The organism is Stenotrophomonas sp. YJH_SMC_21 (assembly GCF_059369555.1).
In genome coordinates this window covers 21,562-38,780 of the sequence record NZ_JCAFSU010000006.1, presented here as the reverse complement: position 1 = coordinate 38,780, position 17,219 = coordinate 21,562, and the positions used below count along the sequence as shown (strand labels likewise).

13 protein-coding genes are annotated in these 17,219 nt (G+C 67.1%); 7 read left to right on the top strand and 6 right to left on the bottom strand.

What is annotated here, in order from left to right; translation table 11 throughout:
* The first annotated feature begins 1 nt into the window (after position 1).
* Positions 2 to 2,089 (top strand): polyphosphate kinase 1, encoded by a 2,088-nt coding sequence (gene ppk1 / locus AC5P67_RS10290; RefSeq protein ID WP_005408256.1) that lies wholly within the window; start codon positions 2 to 4, stop codon positions 2,087 to 2,089.
* A gap of 269 nt (positions 2,090 to 2,358) precedes the next feature.
* Positions 2,359 to 3,885 (top strand): exopolyphosphatase, encoded by a 1,527-nt coding sequence (gene ppx / locus AC5P67_RS10285; RefSeq protein ID WP_005408255.1) that lies wholly within the window; start codon positions 2,359 to 2,361, stop codon positions 3,883 to 3,885.
* Positions 3,886 to 3,962: 77 nt separating this feature from the next.
* Here the strand turns inward: ppx and AC5P67_RS10280 are convergent, their stop codons facing one another.
* Positions 3,963 to 4,136 (bottom strand): hypothetical protein, encoded by a 174-nt coding sequence (locus AC5P67_RS10280; protein WP_495214662.1) that lies wholly within the window; start codon positions 4,134 to 4,136, stop codon positions 3,963 to 3,965.
* A gap of 143 nt (positions 4,137 to 4,279) precedes the next feature.
* Here AC5P67_RS10280 and AC5P67_RS10275 point away from each other — a divergent pair, with 143 nt between their 5' ends.
* The 4 genes from AC5P67_RS10275 (at position 4,280) to lpxH (ending at position 9,854) form a co-directional block, all read left to right on the top strand.
* Positions 4,280 to 7,204, top strand: coding sequence for a TonB-dependent receptor plug domain-containing protein (locus tag AC5P67_RS10275; RefSeq protein ID WP_088431125.1), 2,925 nt, complete (start codon positions 4,280 to 4,282; stop codon positions 7,202 to 7,204).
* Positions 7,205 to 7,346: 142 nt separating this feature from the next.
* Positions 7,347 to 8,492: a glycosyltransferase family 4 protein gene (locus AC5P67_RS10270; RefSeq protein ID WP_111117982.1), complete on the top strand. Its 1,146-nt coding sequence runs from the start codon at positions 7,347 to 7,349 to the stop codon at positions 8,490 to 8,492.
* The gene (locus tag AC5P67_RS10265) at positions 8,473 to 9,012 is read left to right on the top strand and encodes a phosphatase PAP2 family protein (protein WP_005408251.1); all 540 of its coding nucleotides are present in this window, start codon (positions 8,473 to 8,475) and stop codon (positions 9,010 to 9,012) included. Before AC5P67_RS10270 ends, AC5P67_RS10265 begins: the two co-directional genes overlap by 20 nt.
* Positions 9,013 to 9,107: 95 nt before the next feature.
* A complete protein-coding gene (lpxH, locus tag AC5P67_RS10260) occupies positions 9,108 to 9,854 on the top strand; it encodes a UDP-2,3-diacylglucosamine diphosphatase (RefSeq protein ID WP_012479257.1) in 747 nt (248 codons plus the stop codon).
* Between the two features lie 87 nt (positions 9,855 to 9,941).
* Here the strand turns inward: lpxH and AC5P67_RS10255 are convergent, their stop codons facing one another.
* Positions 9,942 to 11,195 (bottom strand): zinc-dependent metalloprotease, encoded by a 1,254-nt coding sequence (locus AC5P67_RS10255; RefSeq protein WP_111193824.1) that lies wholly within the window; start codon positions 11,193 to 11,195, stop codon positions 9,942 to 9,944.
* A gap of 225 nt (positions 11,196 to 11,420) precedes the next feature.
* Here AC5P67_RS10255 and AC5P67_RS10250 point away from each other — a divergent pair, with 225 nt between their 5' ends.
* On the top strand, positions 11,421 to 12,878 hold the full coding sequence (locus AC5P67_RS10250) for a T6SS phospholipase effector Tle1-like catalytic domain-containing protein (RefSeq protein WP_111193823.1): 1,458 nt from the start codon (positions 11,421 to 11,423) through the stop codon (positions 12,876 to 12,878).
* 68 nt (positions 12,879 to 12,946) lie between these two features.
* Here the strand turns inward: AC5P67_RS10250 and AC5P67_RS10245 are convergent, their stop codons facing one another.
* From AC5P67_RS10245 to AC5P67_RS10230, 4 genes are read right to left on the bottom strand one after another with little or no spacing between them, the layout of a single operon-like run.
* A complete protein-coding gene (locus tag AC5P67_RS10245; protein WP_111117980.1) occupies positions 12,947 to 13,771 on the bottom strand; it encodes a ferritin-like domain-containing protein in 825 nt (274 codons plus the stop codon).
* Between the two features lie 9 nt (positions 13,772 to 13,780).
* Positions 13,781 to 15,247 (bottom strand): amidophosphoribosyltransferase, encoded by a 1,467-nt coding sequence (gene purF, locus AC5P67_RS10240; protein ID WP_005408246.1) that lies wholly within the window; start codon positions 15,245 to 15,247, stop codon positions 13,781 to 13,783.
* A 30-nt stretch (positions 15,248 to 15,277) separates the two neighbouring features.
* On the bottom strand, positions 15,278 to 16,057 hold the full coding sequence (locus tag AC5P67_RS10235) for a CvpA family protein (protein ID WP_111117979.1): 780 nt from the start codon (positions 16,055 to 16,057) through the stop codon (positions 15,278 to 15,280).
* Positions 16,058 to 16,103: 46 nt separating this feature from the next.
* Positions 16,104 to 17,147, bottom strand: coding sequence for an SPOR domain-containing protein (locus AC5P67_RS10230; protein WP_005408244.1), 1,044 nt, complete (start codon positions 17,145 to 17,147; stop codon positions 16,104 to 16,106).
* Positions 17,148 to 17,219: the final 72 nt, after the last annotated feature.

The window sequence follows — 17,219 nt, the reverse complement described above, 5'->3', positions numbered from 1 at the left end:
CATGAGCAGCCTCGGATCCCTCCCCCTCCCCGTGAGCCCGGACAACGATCCGTTGCGCGACCCGGCGCTCTACATCAACCGCGAGCTGTCGCAGCTGGATTTCAACTTCCGCGTGCTGGCGCAGGCGATGGATCCGCAGGTGCCGCTGCTGGAGCGCCTGCGCTTCATGTGCATCTCCTGCACCAACCTGGACGAGTTCTTCGAGATCCGCGCCGCCGCCGTCCGCCACGCGCAGGAATTCGGCCTGCCACCGGCACCGGACGGGATGAGCCCGCAGGCGATCCTCAACGCCATCCACGACCGCGCGGCACAACTGGTCGACCAGCAGTACCGCTGCTGGAACGAGACGCTGCGCCCGGCGCTGATGGAGGCCGGCATCGGCGTGCTCGGCCGCCACTCCTGGACCGATCGGCAGAGGCGCTGGCTGCGCGCCTATTTCCGCAACGAGATCATGCCGGTGCTGTCGCCGCTGGGCCTGGACCCGGTGCACCCGTTCCCGAAGATCCTCAACAAGTCGCTGAACATCGTGGTGGTGCTGAAGGGTACCGACGCGTTCGGCCGCGCCGGCCATCTGGCCATCGTGCGTGCGCCACGCTCGCTGCCGCGCATCATCCAGCTGCCGGAGAAGCTCGGCGGGTCGCAGAATTTCGTGTTCCTGTCCTCGGTGCTGTCCACCTTCGTCGATGAGCTGTTCCCGGGCATGGAAGTCCAGGGGGCCTACCAGTTCCGCGTCACCCGCAACTCCGAGCTGGTGGTGGACGAGGAGGAGGTGGAGAACCTGGCGCTGGCACTGCGCGACGAACTGGTCGATCGCGGCTACCGGCCGGCGGTGCGGCTGGAAATCGCGCAGGACATGCCGCGCGAGATCGTGCGCACCCTGCTGCAGAACTTCGGCCTGACCGAGAACGCGGTGTACCGCATCGACGGCCCGGTCAACCTCAACCGCATCATCCAGTTGTACGACCTGATCGCACAGCCGGACCTGAAGTACCCGCCAATGACCCCGCGCACGCTGCGCGACAGCGACGGCATCTTCGAGACCGCGGCGCGCCAGGACCTGCTGCTGCACCACCCGTTCGATGCTTTCACCGCGGTGCTGGACCTGATCCGGCAGGCGGCGATCGACCCCAACGTGCTGGCGATCAAGCAGACCCTGTACCGCACCGGCAAGGATTCGCTGATTGTCGATGCACTGATCCAGGCTGCGCGCAACGGCAAGGACGTGACCGTGGTTGTTGAACTGCGCGCACGCTTCGACGAAGAGGCAAACCTGGGCCTGGCCGATCGCCTGCAGGAAGCCGGCGTGCAGGTGGTGTACGGCGTGGTCGGCTACAAGACCCACGCCAAGATGCTGCTGATCGTGCGCCGCGAGGGCCGCAAGCTGCGCCGCTATGTACACCTGGGCACCGGCAACTACCACAGCGGCACCGCCCGCGCGTACACCGACATCAGCCTGATCACCGCCGATGCGGACATCGGCAACGACGTGCACCTGCTGTTCCAGCAGCTGTCCGGGCTGGCCTCGAAGATGAAGCTCAAGCGCCTGCTGCAGTCGCCCTTCACCCTGCACACCGGCATCCTCGGCCGCATCGAGCGCGAAACGCGCATCGCCGCCGCCGGTCGCCCCGCGCGGATCATCGCCAAGATGAACGCGTTGAACGAACCGCAGGTGGTGCGCGCGCTGTACGCCGCCTCGCAGGCCGGCGTGCAGATCGACCTGATCATCCGCGGCGCCTGCACCCTGCGCCCGGGTGTGCCGGGCATTTCGGACAACATCCGCGTGCGCTCGATCGTCGGCCGCTTCCTGGAGCACAGCCGCGTCTACTGGTTCGGCAACGACGGCGCACCGGAGATGTACTGCGCCAGCGCCGACTGGCTGGAGCGCAACCTGCTGCGCCGGGTCGAGACCTGCTTCCCGATCCTCGACCCGGAGCTGGCCAAGCGGGTCTACCGCGAGGTGCTGCAGAACTACCTGGACGACAACCTCAACGCCTGGGAACTGGATGCCGACGGCATCTACCACAAGCGTGCCCCGGCCCACGACGAAGCCCCGCATTCCGCGCAGATGGCATTGATGCAGGGGCTCTGACCCGGTGTATCGACCAAGGTCGACACCTACCAAGAGCAGTAGGCACCGATTTTGGGCGGGATAGGATCAGTGCCGACCAACGGTCGGCACCCACCATCAGATCGCAGAAATCTGTCGAAGGCGGGGTGGGTCCGCCAACCCACGGATAGCTCGCTTTTGCTGTTGCCGTTGATTCGGCGGGTGCAGCGCAACCCTGCCGCACTCCCCTCTTCCAAAATGTGAAGGCCGCGCGGTGACGAGCACACCGCCCCTTCGGCTAACATTCGCCCATGCCGCATACCACTACGACTCCGCCCGCATTGCAGGATGGCGACCTGCTGGCCGCCATCGACCTTGGCTCCAATAGTTTCCACATGGTCATCGCGCGCTACACGCTCGGCCAGCTGCGGGTGATCGACCGGCTGCGCGAGACCGTGCGCATGGCCGATGGCCTTGATGGCAAAGGTGGGCTCTCTTCCGCCGCACGGCAGCGCGCGCTGGAATGCCTGGCCCGTTTCGGCCAGCGCATCCGCAATGTGCCGCCGCACCGGGTACGCGCGCTGGCGACCAACACCGTACGCCAGCTGCGCTCGCCGCAGTCGTTCCTGGTCCCGGCCGAAACCGCGCTGGGGCATGCCATCGAAGTGGTCAGTGGCCGCGAAGAAGCGCGCCTGATCTACCTCGGCGTGGCCCACGCGCAACCGCCCAAGCCCGGCCAGCGCCGGCTGGTCATCGACATCGGCGGCGGCTCCACCGAATTCATCATCGGCATGGGCATGCAGACCCTGGAGCGTGAAAGCCTGCAGGCCGGTTGCATCGCGAGCACCCGCCGCTTCTTCCCCGGCGGCAAGCTGAGCAAGAAGCGCTGGAAGGACGCGCTGGCCGAGATCGGCCGCGAGTTCCAGCCCTTTGCCAGCAAGTACCGCGCACTGGGCTGGCAGGAAGCGCTCGGATCTTCGGGCACGCACAAGGCAATCAGCGAGATCTGCGCGACGATGAAGCTGAGCAAGGGCGCGATCACCGCCGAGGCCCTGCCCCAGCTGCGCGACGAGCTGCTGAAGGCCAAGAAGATCGACGACATCCAGTTGCCGGGCCTGTCCAGCGACCGCCGCCCGATCATCGCCGGCGGCATCCTGGTGCTGGAGGCCGCCTTCCAGGCCCTGGGCCTGCAGAAGCTGCTGGTCAGCAAGGCGGCGATGCGCGAAGGCATCCTGTACGACATCGTCGGCCGTGCCGGTGAGAACGACCTGCGCGACGAATCGGTGGCCGCGCTCAGCCAGCGCTACGGCATCGACACGGTACAGGCCGACCGCGTGCAGGACACCGCGCTGTCGCTGCTGGAGCAGGTGCAGGAGCGCTGGAAACTCGATGCCGACGACGCACGCATGCTCGGCTGGGCCGCGCGCCTGCACGAGCTGGGCCTGATGATTGCCCACAGCGGCTACCACGTGCATGGCAGCTACGTGCTGGAACACTCGGACATCGCCGGCTTCTCGCGGCAGGAGCAGCAGATGCTGGCCGCACTGGTACGCAGCCATCGCCGCAGCGTGACCAAGACCGCGTTCGACGCCCTGCCCGAGCGCCTGCTGCTGACTGCACGCCGGTTGGCCGCCCTGCTGCGCCTGGCGGTACTGCTCAACCGCGCCCACGAGGACGATCCGCTGCCGGCATTGGAATTGACCGCGGACGATAACCGCCTGTCGCTGATCGTGCCGCAGGCCTTCATCGATGCGCGCCCGCTGCTCCGCGCCGACCTGATCGGCGAGACCGACGGCATCGCCGGGCTGGGCATCCAGTTCCGGCCGTTCGTGGCCTGATCCCTACGGCCAGGGCGGCACGTCATGACGCGTCGCCATAGGCCTGTTCCGCGCGTGTTCGACAAGCTGTTGAAGCTCTACGACCCCGGCCCTTCGGAGCCGTGGTCTTTTCTGTTTCCGCGCAGGTTGTCGCTGTCTGCAATTGCCATGACGCTTTCGGTCCAGAGTCGGGGCGAGGGTGCATCGTCCATCGCTCCGCCGTCGATCAGATCAATCGATTGATTCACTTCCGGTTTGTGCGGAAGCGTCATGCCGCTCCATGGCGATTTCGTCCTTTCCCCATACCTCTCCCTCTCCTCCTTCACTAGGTTCGAACAACCACCGCCTGCGGTGGCGTTGGCGCGGCCCGCTTGGCTGCGCACCGAAGACTTCGAAGACTGAGAGAGAGACACCCATGACCATCCGTATTCCCGCACTGGGGCTGGCGATCCGTCGTGCGCTTGCAATCACGGCGACCACAACCCTGGCCGTTCCGGCGCTCGCGCAGCAGGCACCGGAAGCCACCACGCTGGACCGCATCGAAATCACCGGCTCACGCATCCGCCAGGTCGACCTGGAAACCGCACAGCCGGTGCTGACCGTCAGCCGCGCCGACATCGAGCGACAGGGCTTCAACTCCGTTGCCGACATCCTGCAGAACCTGACCGCGACCGGCAGCCCGGCATTGAGCCGCGCCAGCCCGTTGAGCGCTGGCGAAGCCGCCGGCGGCAGCTACGTGAACATGCGTGGTCTCGGTGCCCAGCGCACCCTGGTGCTGGTCAACGGCAAGCGGCTGGGCATGACCACTTCGGGTTTTCAGGACATCTCCAGCATTCCTGCCGCTGCGGTGGAACGCATGGAAGTGCTCAAGGATGGTGCCTCGGCCATCTACGGGTCCGACGCGATGGCCGGCGTGGTGAACATCATCACCCGGCGCAACGTTCAGGGTGTAACCGCCAACGTCTATCACGGCCAATACAGTGAAGGCGACGGTGCCCGTACCCAGTACGACGTGGTTGCCGGCTGGTCCAATGACCGTGCTTCCATCAGCGTTGCTGCCGAGCATGTCGAAGAAAAGGGCGTCTGGGCCAGGGATCGCGGCTTCAGTGCCTATACCTATACCGACGGCCACGCGGATGACGGCTGGACCACGGTCGGCCAGTGGGGCCGCATCACCGGCTTCAAGGGCCCCGGCTGCAGCAACAGCCGGGGCTGCAGCTATTCCCTCGACCGTGGCAGCCAGCCGGGCGGGCCGGACAGTTTCCACCTCAGCGACAACACGCCGTTCACCGGTGATGTCAGCAACAGCAACGAGCAGATGCATCTGCAGACGCCGATCAAGCGCGATTCGATCTTCGTCGATGCGCGCGTGGACCTGAACGACCAGGTCCGTTTCAACACCCAGCTGGCCTACAACCGGCGCACCACCACGCGCCAGATTGCCGGCTATCCCTTCCAGTCCGGCCCAGCCGGCATCACCCCGATGTCGGCCGACAGCTGGTTCAATCCGTTCGGCAGCCATCACGGCTACGACACGCCCAGCGATGTGCACTGGAACCGTCGTACCTGGGAGATTCCTCGCGTCAGCACCAGCGATCTGACCACCTGGCAGGCCGTCGCGGCACTCGAGGGCAACTTCGAATTCGGCGGTCGCGACTTCGACTGGGAAGCGGGTTACCAGTACAACCGCAGTGAGCTGACCCAACGTGCCACCGGCAACCTGCACAAGCAGCGCGTGGCCGATGCCACCGGTCCTTCGTTCTACAACCCGGCAACCGGCAAGGTCGAATGCGGAACGCCGGATGCGCCGATCGCAGGCTGCAAACCCTGGAACCCGCTGGTTCCGTATGGCCAGGACGATCCCTATGGCCTGACCGGCAACACGGAGCTCCAGGATTGGCTGTTCCCGGAAGAACTCACCCGCGGCCGCACCACCACCCGCAACCTGTTCGCCAACCTCAGCGGCAGCCTTGCCAGCCTGCCCGCCGGTGAGCTGGGCTTCGCCGTGGGGGCCGAGAGCCGCCGCGAGGACGGCCGCTTCATCCCTGATGCACTTGCGCAGACCGGTGCCACCACCAACCTGGCGGCAGGCCCCACCGGTGGCGGCTACCGCGTCGACGAGGCCTACCTGGAACTGAGCGTGCCGGTGCTGCGCGACCTCGCCGGTGCCCGGGAGCTGACCCTCAGCGCGGCGACGCGGTACTCGGACTACTCCACCTTCGGCGGAACCCTCAACAGCAAGTTCGGCTTCACCTGGAAGCCGATCGATCAGCTGCTGGTCCGCGGCACCTGGGCGCAGGGCTTCCGTGCGCCGACCATCGCCAACCTGTACGGCGGCGGCTCGGAGACGTTCACCACCGGCTTCCGCGATCCCTGCGATACGGTCCATGGCGCAGCCGCGAGCAGTGCCGAGGTCCGCGCGCGCTGTGCTGCCGACATCGCCAACGCCGACACCTACCGCCAGCTCGGCCAGGGCAATGAACCCATCACCGGCAGCAGTGGGCAGACGCCCCTGCCCTTCACCAACGGCTCCAATCCCGACCTGCAGCCGGAAACTTCGACCAGCCGCACTCTGGGCCTGGTCTGGAGCCCGACGTTCGCCGAAGGGCTTCACATCGCACTGGACTGGTGGAAGATCCGCATCGACAACACCATCGTCTCCGACCATCCCAACGACATCCTCCGCGACTGCTACGAGCTGGGTATTGCCGAGCGCTGCAGCAGCTTCACCCGCGACCCGGAGCTGGGCATCGTCAACAAACTCAACTTCGGCAACCGCAACAGCGGCTTCCGCCAGGCAGAAGGCTACGACCTGGAGATCGGCCACAAGGTCGAAACCCGCTGGGGCAGGTTGAGCGCTGACTGGAAGTCCACCTATGTGGTCAACGCCGAAGAGAAGACCACCAACGAAGCCGGCGTACCGGCCATCCCCAGCAATGGCATTGCCACCAACGGCGGCATCGGCTTCCGCGTGCGCTCCAACGCGTCGCTGGGCTGGGAGCATGGCAACCTCGGCCTGACCTGGGGCCTGCGTTACTTCTCCGCCGTCAAGGAACGCTGCCTGGGTGCGGAGGATTATCCGAACGAGTGTTCCCACCCCGACCAGCGCGCGCCGTGGTTCAGCGGTACGCGCGACTACAACCGTCGTGGATCGGTCACCTTCCATGACGTGCAGGCGCGCTACAGCCTGCCGTGGGACGCCACCGTTTCAATCGGCGCCAACAACGTCTTTGGCCGCCAGGGCCCGGCCATGTACAGCCAGCCGAGTGCCAACTTCTCCTACTACGGTGGCTTCGACATCGGCCGTTTCATCTACATGAAATACCAGCAGCGCTTCTGATCCACGCACCACGCACGGTGCCCACCACGGCCCTTCGGGGCCGTGGTGGCGTACGCTTCCGGCCGCGTCATCTGCCGGTCGCAAAGCGGTCACATCGGCTACATCGCCAGGCCCGAGCATGCCGGAAACCCGGAGGCCCGCCATGCGCTATGCCATCGTCACCGAGACCTATCCGCCGGAAGTGAACGGCGTTGCCCTCACCGTGCAGGGGCTGGAGCAGGGACTGCGCAATTCCGGCCATGAGATCGACCTGATCCGGCCCCGCCAGGCCAACGAAGCGCTGGACTCCGCACCGGGCACCCTGTTGGTTCCCGGCGCCGCCCTGCCGCGCTACCCCGGCCTGCGCTTCGGCATGCCGGCACCAATCCGGCTCGGTCGCCATTGGCAGCAGCAACGCCCGGATGCCGTCTATGTCGCCACCGAAGGCCCGCTGGGCTGGTCGGCGGTGCGCACCGCACGGCGCCTCGGCATCCCGGTGGCCAGTGGCTTCCACACCCGCTTCGACGAGTACCTGCCCGACTACGGCGTGGCCTGGTTGCAGGCCGCCGCGATGCGCTGGATGCGCCGCTTCCACAACCAGGCCGATGCAACCCTGGTACCCACCCGCGAACTGCAGCAGTTCCTCGGCGAACAGGGCTTCGAACGCGTGCGCCTGCTGGCGCGCGCGGTCGACAGCCAGCAGTTCGATCCGAATCGTCGTGACCCTGCCCTGCGCGAAGAGTGGGGCGTGGACGGCAACGGCCTGGTGGCGATCTACGTCGGCCGCATCGCCGCGGAGAAGAACCTCGGGCTGGCGGTGAAGGCCTTCCGCCGGCTGCAGCAGATCCGCCCCAGGGCGCGCTTCGTGTGGGTGGGCGATGGCCCGGCCCGCGAAAAGCTGGCGCATGAAAATCCCGACTTCATCTTCTGCGGCGTCCAGCGTGGCGATGCGCTTGCACGTCATTTCGCCAGCGGCGATCTGTTCCTGTTCCCCAGCCGCAGCGAGACCTTCGGCAACGTGACCCTTGAAAGCATGGCCAGCGGCGTGGCAACGGTGGCCTTCGACTATGGCGCGGCGCGCGAGTACCTGCGCAATGGCGAGAATGGCGCTGCAGTGGACAACGACGAGCAGTTCATCGACGCGGCCGTGCAACTGGCCGCGGATGACGCGCAGCGCCACGTGCTGGGCAGCAACGCCGCACGCGCCATGAAGCGCCTGCATCCGCAGCAGGTGGTGGCGGAATTCGACGCCCTGCTGGCCGAACTGGCCCAGTCGCGGAGGACCGGCCATGCGCACAACGCGGCTTGAACTGCTGGCCGACCGCGAAGCACGCCTGTGCCGGCGGGCCAACCACTACTGCCGCCGCCGCCGTGTGCGCCGCCTGTTCGCGGTCATCAGCCGGCTCGGTGACGGCGTGTTCTGGTATGTGCTGATGGGCGCCCTGGTGCTGCTTGATGGCTTCGACGGCCTGCGCGCATCGGTGCACATGGCCGCCACCGGCCTGGCCGCGCTGTTGCTGTACAAGGGCCTCAAGCGCTGGACCCGGCGCCCGCGCCCGTATGCCGCCGACCTGCGCATCCGTGCCTGGGTGGCACCGCTGGACGAGTTCAGCTTCCCCTCCGGGCATACCCTGCACGCGGTGTCGTTCACCATCGTGGCGCTGGCCTATTACCCGTGGCTGGCGCCATTGCTGGTGCCGTTCACCGCGGGCGTGGCGCTGTCGCGGGTGGTACTCGGCCTGCACTACCCGTCCGATGTGCTGGCCGCCACCGGCATCGCCATCGGGCTGGCTTCGGCCAGCCTGGCCTGGTTGCCGTTGCCGGTGTAGCCCCCGGGGTCAGATCCGTTTTCCTTCGGGGGAGGGATCTGATCCCCACGATGCCGGCGGCGCTACCGTCATCGTTGATGCCCTAGAATGCCCGCATGACCACGTTGTTCATTTCCGACCTGCACCTGGACCCCAGCCGTCCGGAGATCACCGACCTGTTCCTGCGCTTCCTGCGCGAGCAGGCGCCCGGCGCCGATGCGCTGTACATCCTAGGCGACCTGTTCGAAGCCTGGATCGGTGACGACACGCCCTCGCCCGCCGCCGACGCGGTGGCCGATGCACTGAAGGTGCTGTCCGACAGCGGCGTGCCGGTGTACTTCATCCGCGGCAACCGTGACTTCCTGCTTGGCGAGGACTACGCGCGCCGTGCCGGCCTGCGCATCCTGCCCGACCCGTGCATGATCGACCTCTACGGTCGCCCGGTGCTGCTGCAGCACGGTGACCTGCTGTGCACCGATGACATTCCCTACCAGCAGTTCCGTGCACAGACGCGTGACCCGGCGTTCCAGGCACAGTTCCTGTCACAGCCGCTGGCAGCGCGTATCGCGTTCGCGCAGAAGGCGCGCGAAGCCAGCCAGGCCCGCCAGTCGGAAATGAAGCAGGGTGATCGCGCGCAGTTCGAGACCGTCACCGACGTGGCGCCGTCCGAAGTCGATGCCACGTTCGCGCGCCATGGCGTGGACACGATGATCCATGGCCACACCCACCGCCCGGCGATCCATTCGCTGCAGGCCGGTGGCCGTGCCTGCACCCGCATCGTGCTGGGCGACTGGTACGAGCAGGGTTCGGTGCTGCGCGTGGATGCCGGCGGCTGGTCGCTGGATACGCTCGCGCGCGAATGATGGGTCCGAGGGTGCCAACCAAGGTTGGCATCTACCCGGGCAGGTGCACGTGCCCGGGTAGACGCCGCCCCTGGTCGGCGCCTGGCCTCAGCGGAAGGCCGCGATGGTGGCCTTGGTATTGACCAGCACGCGCTGGTTGTCGGCGGTACTGGCATTGCCCATCGGGATGCCGTTGTAGCTGATGTTCGGGTTCGACCAGTAGTTCAGGCGCGGGCAGCTGCGGGTGCAGTTGTAGGCCATGATCGTGCGCCAGCCGGTGCCGGTGGACGGTTCATAGCGATAGCCATGGCCATAGGCGTACGGCGAGGTGCTCGAGTCGGTCGCGATATCATGCCGCGCGCTCTGCAGGTGGCCGATCTCGTGTGCGAAGGAGTAGTAGCCGGTCGCGCAATCCCAGTACACCGCCGCGAAAGCGGTCGATGCCGTCGAGCCGATGCCCGAGGCCAGGCCGCAGTAGGCACTGTTGTTGATGAGCAGCACGCCGACGTCGGCCGCGGTGGTGTTGCGGCTGGTGTGGATGCTGTCCATGTAGCCATCACTGGTGCCGCGGAAGCGCGCCAGATCGGTATCGAAGCTGCCGGACTCGGTGTAACTGGTGGTCTCGTAACCGGCCAGCTGCATGGTGATTCCAACGTTGCTGTTGACGTAACCCTGGTTGGACTCGGCCACCGCCAGCTGCACCAGCGACTGCATGTTGCCGCCATAGGCAGTGACCGCCGCATTGGTCGCCACCACCAGCACGCGGATGGTCGCCGGCGTTCCCGACGAGGCCTGCGCGATGCCGATGTGGTCGTTGTCGGCCATCGGGATCTTCGGCAGCTGGTTGTAGTCAGCCGGATGATCGGCTGGCATCCTCGATTCGTCGACTTCGACCAGCACGTGGCGGTTACCCAGTGGACGCAGGCGATAAAGCTTGCCGTCCTTGCGGATCGAACCGGTGATGGTGTCGCCCGAACGTACCAGGATCAACGAATTGCCCGGATCGTCCTGGCCGCTGGAGGTGGCGGCGGTCAACCGGTCGGACGGCGAACGGAACTGGCCGTACCAGATGCTGCCACCATCGGGCAGCGCCTCGACCTTGCTGCGCGCCGCCTGCACCCGTTTGCCGAGCAGCTCGAATTCCAGCTGCGGCTGCGCCGTAGCCGCCGCGTCGACACGCACTTCCTGCACCGTCGCCGTGGACGGGGTGGCCAGCAGCTTGCCGAGTGCAGGCTCGCTGTTGGCCGATGCCCGGCTGATGACCGTCACCGGTTCGAACAACGGTGCCGCATGCGCGGCTGCCGCCACCGACAAACCCAACACCAGGCCACCTGCCGCTTTGCCAATCGATCTGGACAACATTGCGTCGCTCCTTGAATGATGTGAACAGCGTTGATGCAGCACGCCCGGGTTTGCCGGGTTTGGCCATATGGCCTGCGCGGGTCGTGTGAATTCAATAGAAGATGGGAATGAAAATCAGGAACTGTGATCGACCGCATCTGCGTTAAGTAAGGTCAAAAGCGTCACTACACTTCGCCAATACACCGCGTTCGCGCTACCGTGACGCGGCCACGACGGGGAATGCACATGGCACCAGCGAAGGACACGGACGAAGATGTCGGCTTGCTGCGGATCGGCCTGTTCTTCGACGGCACCCGCAACAACGCACACAACCTGGCGCGCGGCCGTCCGCAGGTGCCGCAGCCTCGACCGGCGCAGCTGCGCGCGGACGATGATTCGACCTACCAGAGCCGGCTGACCAGCAGCTACGACAACGGCCTGACCAACATCGCGCGCCTGCAGCAGCTGTATCCGGACAGCCGCCGTGATGCGATGGCCGCTCCCTCGCTGTCGATCTATGTCGAAGGCGTGGGTACCCGCGATGATGCCGACGACGATCTGATCGGGCTGGCCTTCGGCATCGGTGCCAGTGGCGTTCGCGCGAAAGTGCAGCGCGCGCTGCAGGTGCTGCTTCCGGCCGCACTGTCGGGACTATCCGCACGCTGGCAGCGACCGCTGCATGGCGTGCAGCTGGACCTGTTCGGTTATTCACGCGGTGCTGCTGCCGCACGTGACATCGCCAACCAACTGCAGGGCTGGGACGGCGTGCGCTGGCGCCAGCTGCTGCAGGCCGCCGGCCTGTCCTGCACTGCGAACTTCGCCCCGGCCACGCCGGTGCTGCGCTTCATCGGGCTGTTCGACACCGTTGTTGCAGTCAATGGCGGCCGCGCCGATGAGCGGCCGCAGCTGGCCCTGCACGGCGGCATCGCCGGTCACGTCGTGCAGCTCACTGCACGCGATGAACATCGCCAGCACTATCCGTTGACCAGCGTGGCACCGCCGTTTGCCGAGATCGCCCTACCCGGCGTACACGCGAATATCGGCGGTGGCTACAACCAGCTGGAAGAAGGTCCCAAGCTGCTCAGCCGCCCGCGCCGGCAACAGCTGCGCCGCCCAGGGGTTGCCGACTACCAGGTCCCTCCACTGGCATTGCTGCAGGCCACCACGGCCTACGCCGAAACGCAGGCCGATGCCGAACGCTGGCGCCAGCAGCTGGGCGTGGGTGAGAAGGAGGTCTGGGTGGATGTCTGGCACCAGTGGCAGCAGCAGCGTCGCGCCGGCAGCCGCAGCGTGCTGTTGTCACCGGTGCTGTATGTGACCGCCGCGGTGGTGCTGCGTCGGCGCATCGACTGGCGTTACCAGCTGATCGCACTGCAGGTGATGCAGCAGCAGGCCATCGACGCCGGCGTGCAATGGACCGCCAATGCCGCCGAGGTTCCTGGCTGGGAGCTGCCGTCCGCCCTGCAGCCGATCGCACGGCGCCTGGTGGCCGGGCAGCCGCTGACGCAGACACAGGAGGCGCTGCTGCGCCGGCGTTACCTGATGCAGTCGGCGCACTGGAACTTCGATGCACTGGGCGACACCGCACTGACCTACGCCGCCGATGCCGGCGTCAGCGAACTACCCTACCGGCCGGGTCCCGGCCTGTTCTACATCAACCGGCCGACGGTGGATGGCAAGCGCGTGGTATTGCCGAACGCCTGAGAAAAGGGGACGGAGGGGATCAAGTCGTTTGTGCCACAAACGACTTGATCCCCTCCGTCCCCTTTTCTTCAACCGGCCTGTTCGACCAGGTTGGCGAGCTCATCCGCGTCGAAACCGGCCAGCAGGCGCGCTTCCATGTTGAACGGTCCGTGCAGGTAGCCGCCGGCGTACTCCACCAGCAGTTCCTTGAAACGTGCACGCGGTTCGACGCCGGCGCGGTCGCAGTACCAGCGGTACCAGCGCGAACCGGCAGCCACATGTGCCACTTCCTCGCGCAGGATCACTTCCAGCACATCGGCGGTCTCGCCATCACCGACATTGCGCAGTTTCTCGATCATGCCGGGCGTCACGTCCAGGCCGCGCGCTTCCAGCACGCGCGGCACCAGCGCCATGCGTGCCAGGCCATCGTGCGCGGTCTTTTCGCACATTTCCCACAGGCCGTTGTGCGCGGGGAAGTCGGCGTAGTCGTGGCCATGCACCTGCAGGCGCTCCCGCAGCAGCATGAAGTGCCGCGATTCGTCGTCGGCACAGCTGACCCAGTCGGCATGGAACGCCGGCGGCAGGCCGCGGAAGCGGTACACCGCGTCCCAGGCCAGGTCGATCGCGTTGAGTTCGATATGCGCGATGGCGTGGATGAAGGCAGCCCGTCCTTCCACACCGCCCAGTCCGCGCCGCGGCACTTCGCGCGGGTGCACCAGCACCAGCTGCGCCGGCCGGCCCGGCATGCGGATCGGCTCTGGCGGTGGCGCGTCGGCAGCCACCTTCAGGCGGCCGGCGCGGAACGCAGCGGCGTAGGCCTGGGTCAGCGCCACCTTGCGCAGCGGGTCGGCTTCGGCCAGGCACTGCTGCGCTGCGCGCAGCAGGTCGCCAGCAACGTCGGGCACGTCAACCACGCCTGGTCCTCAGGCGCGGCGCTTGTGCTTGGCGTCGTCCGACCGCAGCTGCTGGATGCGCTCGAAGTAGCCCGGTTCAATGCCGGTCGGGTAGTGGCCGTTGAAGCAGGACGAATCGAAGTTGCGCAGCGCCGGATTGCCCTCGCTCACTGCCGCTTCCATGTCTTCCAGGTCCTGGTAGATCAGCCAGTCGCAGCCCAGGTGGGCTTCGATCTCTTCCACGGTGCGGTTGTGCGCGACCAGTTCCTCGGCCGCCGGCATGTCGATGCCGTAGATGTTCGGGTAGCGCACCGGCGGCGCGGCGCTGGCCAGGTAGACCTTGCGCGCGCCCGCGTCACGGGCCATCTGCACGATCTGCTGGCTGGTGGTGCCACGCACGATCGAATCGTCCACCAGCAGCACCACGCGGTTGCGGAACTCCAGGTGGATCGGGTTGAGCTTGCGACGCACCGACTTCACGCGTTCGCCCTGCCCCGGCATGATGAAGGTACGGCCGATGTAGCGGTTCTTGATGAAGCCTTCGCGGTACTTCACGCCGAGCACGTTGGAGATCTCAAGCGCAGCGTCGCGCGAGGTATCCGGGATCGGGATGATGGTGTCGATGTCGTGGTCCGGGCGCAGGCGCAGGATCTTCTCGCCCAGCTTGATGCCCATGCGCATGCGCGCCTTGTGCACCGACACGTTGTCGATCATCGAATCCGGGCGTGCGAAATACACGTATTCGAAGATGCACGGGGTGTGCTCGGCCGGCTCGGCGCAGATCTCCGAGAACAGCTCGCCACGCGCGGTGATCACCAGCGCTTCGCCCGGCTGCACATCGCGCACGCGCTGGAAGCCCAGCACGTCCAGCGCGGCCGACTCGGACGCCACGATGTACTCGTCGCCCTCGGCATGGCTGCGCTTGCCCAGCACCAGCGGACGGATGCCATGCGGGTCGCGGAAGGCGACCAGGCCCAGGCCCAGCACCACGCTGACCACTGCATAGCCACCCTTGCAGCGGCGGTGCACGCCAGCCACCGCGCGGATCGCGGCTTCCGGGCTCAGCTGGCGCTGCTGCTCCAGTTCATAGGCGAACACGTTCAGCAGCACTTCGCTGTCCGAATCGGTGTTGACGTTGCGGCGGTCCTGTTCGAACACCTGCTGGCGCAGCGCCTCGGTATTGATCAGGTTGCCGTTGTGGGCCAGCGCGATGCCGTACGGCGAATTGACGTAGAACGGCTGCGCCTCGTCCATGCCTTCCGAACCGGCAGTCGGGTAACGCACGTGGGCGATGCCGACGCTGCCTTCCAGGGTGGACATGGTGCGGGCATCGAACACATCGCGGACCAGGCCGGTGGCCTTCTGCACACGCAGGCGGCTGCCGTTGGCGGTGGCGATGCCCGCCGCGTCCTGGCCACGGTGCTGGAGGACGGTCAAGCCGTCATACAACTGCCCGGCGACGTTCTGGTTGCCGACGATTCCGACGATGCCACACATGGTGCGAGGTCTCCGCTGGGCTGTGCCCAGTTACAAGGAAGGTGGCCGTACCTGGCCGCGGTGGTCGCCGCGCCTGCGGTCGACATTGGCCGGATCGCCCGGCTCGATACTGTCCGGCAGTGCTGGGGCGTCCGGACGCACTTCGGCCGGATCGTGGGAATCGCCCTGTTCCGCTTTCGCAGGCCGCAGCCATCCGCTGCCTGCCACTACCTGGTTGAGGATGCCATTATCGCCTGCCGCGCCCGGCTTTCCCAACCCGGCGCCTGCGTTCTTGCCCAACTCCATCAATGCAGATGGGGACAGCGCGTCGGTCGGCAAGGCCTTGGGCAGCAGATCGGCCCCGGGAACCTCCCAGTGCGGCAGCTTGCTGTTCATCCAGGCAACGGTGGGGTTCAGCAGTGGCCGCACCGCCGAGCGCTGCCAGGAGGGCTCGGCGGTCAGCGGGGTGAAACTGCCCAGCAGCAGCAGGATCGCGGCGATCAGGCCGCCCCGCACGGCGCCCAGCACCCCGCCCAGCAGGCGGTCCAGGCTGGTCAGCATGCTGCGGTGGACCAGAGCCTTGATGACCATGCCGATCACCGCAACCACGATCATCACGCCGATGCCGACCCCCAGGTAGCCACCGACGAAGTGTTCGCCACCGGGGGCCGCCGGGGCGGCCCACCAATGGGCGGCGTCATTGCCGAAGGCGAAGGCCGCCCAGGCGGCCAGCAGCCACGACAGGGTGCCGATGACGATTCCCACGAAGCCGCGCAGCATCCCCAGCAGGGTGGAGGCGGCGATCACGATCAGCAGCACCACGTCGATCATGGCGCCCCGCTCCTTCGGCGGCGCTGGCAACGAGGCTGCGCGTGGGTCATGGGTGCGGTCGGACCATGCCGGCCACGCCGACCTTGGCGGCAACCTGCGCCTTCAGCTGCTCGGCATCGCCACGGTTGGCCACCGGCCCGACGCGGACGCGATGCAGGGTGCCCTTTTCGGTGCGCACCTGCTCGACAAAAGCACTGAAGCCGGCGGCGCGGACCTTGTCGCGCAGGGCGTTGGCATCGTTGGCCTGGCCGAACGCGCCCAGCTGCACGGCAAAGCCGACGCCGCTGGCGGCCGGCGCTGCCGGCGTGGCCGGGGCCGTTGCCGGCTTGCTGGCGGTGGCCTCCGGCTTCGGCTCGGGCTTCGGGGTTTCGGGCTTCGGCGCCGGCTTCGGCGGCTCGGGCTTGGCCGCCGGAGTGGTCGTTGCAGTCGGCGTACTCGGCGGCAGGCTTTCACTGCGCACCGGGTTGCTGCTGGCCGACGGCGCGGTGGCGGCGGATGGGGTACTGGCGCTCGGCGTAGCCGGTGCCGGGGTGGCTGCCACCGGGGCGCTGCTGTCCGCTGCGGCATCCAGGGTGATCACTTCGGCCTTCACATCGGCACGGATCTTCACCGCCTGCAGGCGGGCGGCCTCGGCCTGTGCACGGTCGGCGTACGGCCCCACGCGCACGCGCCATGCCTGGCGGCCGTTGATGGTCGCCGTTTCGGCGAAGCCCGGCAGCTGCGAGCGCTTCAGGTAGGCGATCACCGCATCGGCGTCGGCCTTGCTGCCGTAGGCACCGAAGGTAACCGCATAGTTGCCGGCGGCGACCGTCGGCGAGGTGTCCACGGTCGGCGGAGTGGCCGGCGTGGCGGCGTCCTGCAGCGGCTTGGCCTGCCCGGTCTGCAGGCCGGTGGCGCCACCGGCCGGGGCGACCAGAGGCAGTTCACGGGTTTCGAACTGGCCATCGGCCGGTGCATCCGGCGCGGCGATCGGCACATTGGCCACGCCGCTGTCCGGTGCCGGCCCCTTGACCAGCATCGGCAGGAAAATCACGGCCAGTGCCACCAGCACGATGGCACCAATCAGACGCTGTTTCAGAGGCGTATCCACGTGAGGCAGGCAACTGTCCGGAGATTGGCATCGATTATACGGGTGCCGGACCGGACGGCGTCGGCGTTGGCT

Bases quoted from the DNA above. Each gene is read 5' to 3' on its own strand.
- ppk1 (WP_005408256.1), top strand. From the start codon at position 2: ATGAGCAGCCTCGGATCCCTCCCCCTCCCCGTGAGCCCGGACAACGAT.
- ppx (WP_005408255.1), top strand. From the start codon at position 2,359: ATGCCGCATACCACTACGACTCCGCCCGCATTGCAGGATGGCGACCTG.
- AC5P67_RS10280 (WP_495214662.1), bottom strand. From the start codon at position 4,136: ATGACGCTTCCGCACAAACCGGAAGTGAATCAATCGATTGATCTGATC.
- AC5P67_RS10275 (WP_088431125.1), top strand. From the start codon at position 4,280: ATGACCATCCGTATTCCCGCACTGGGGCTGGCGATCCGTCGTGCGCTT.
- AC5P67_RS10270 (WP_111117982.1), top strand. From the start codon at position 7,347: ATGCGCTATGCCATCGTCACCGAGACCTATCCGCCGGAAGTGAACGGC.
- AC5P67_RS10265 (WP_005408251.1), top strand. From the start codon at position 8,473: ATGCGCACAACGCGGCTTGAACTGCTGGCCGACCGCGAAGCACGCCTG.
- lpxH (WP_012479257.1), top strand. From the start codon at position 9,108: ATGACCACGTTGTTCATTTCCGACCTGCACCTGGACCCCAGCCGTCCG.
- AC5P67_RS10255 (WP_111193824.1), bottom strand. From the start codon at position 11,195: ATGTTGTCCAGATCGATTGGCAAAGCGGCAGGTGGCCTGGTGTTGGGT.
- AC5P67_RS10250 (WP_111193823.1), top strand. From the start codon at position 11,421: ATGGCACCAGCGAAGGACACGGACGAAGATGTCGGCTTGCTGCGGATC.
- purF (WP_005408246.1), bottom strand. From the start codon at position 15,247: ATGTGTGGCATCGTCGGAATCGTCGGCAACCAGAACGTCGCCGGGCAG.
- AC5P67_RS10235 (WP_111117979.1), bottom strand. From the start codon at position 16,057: ATGATCGACGTGGTGCTGCTGATCGTGATCGCCGCCTCCACCCTGCTG.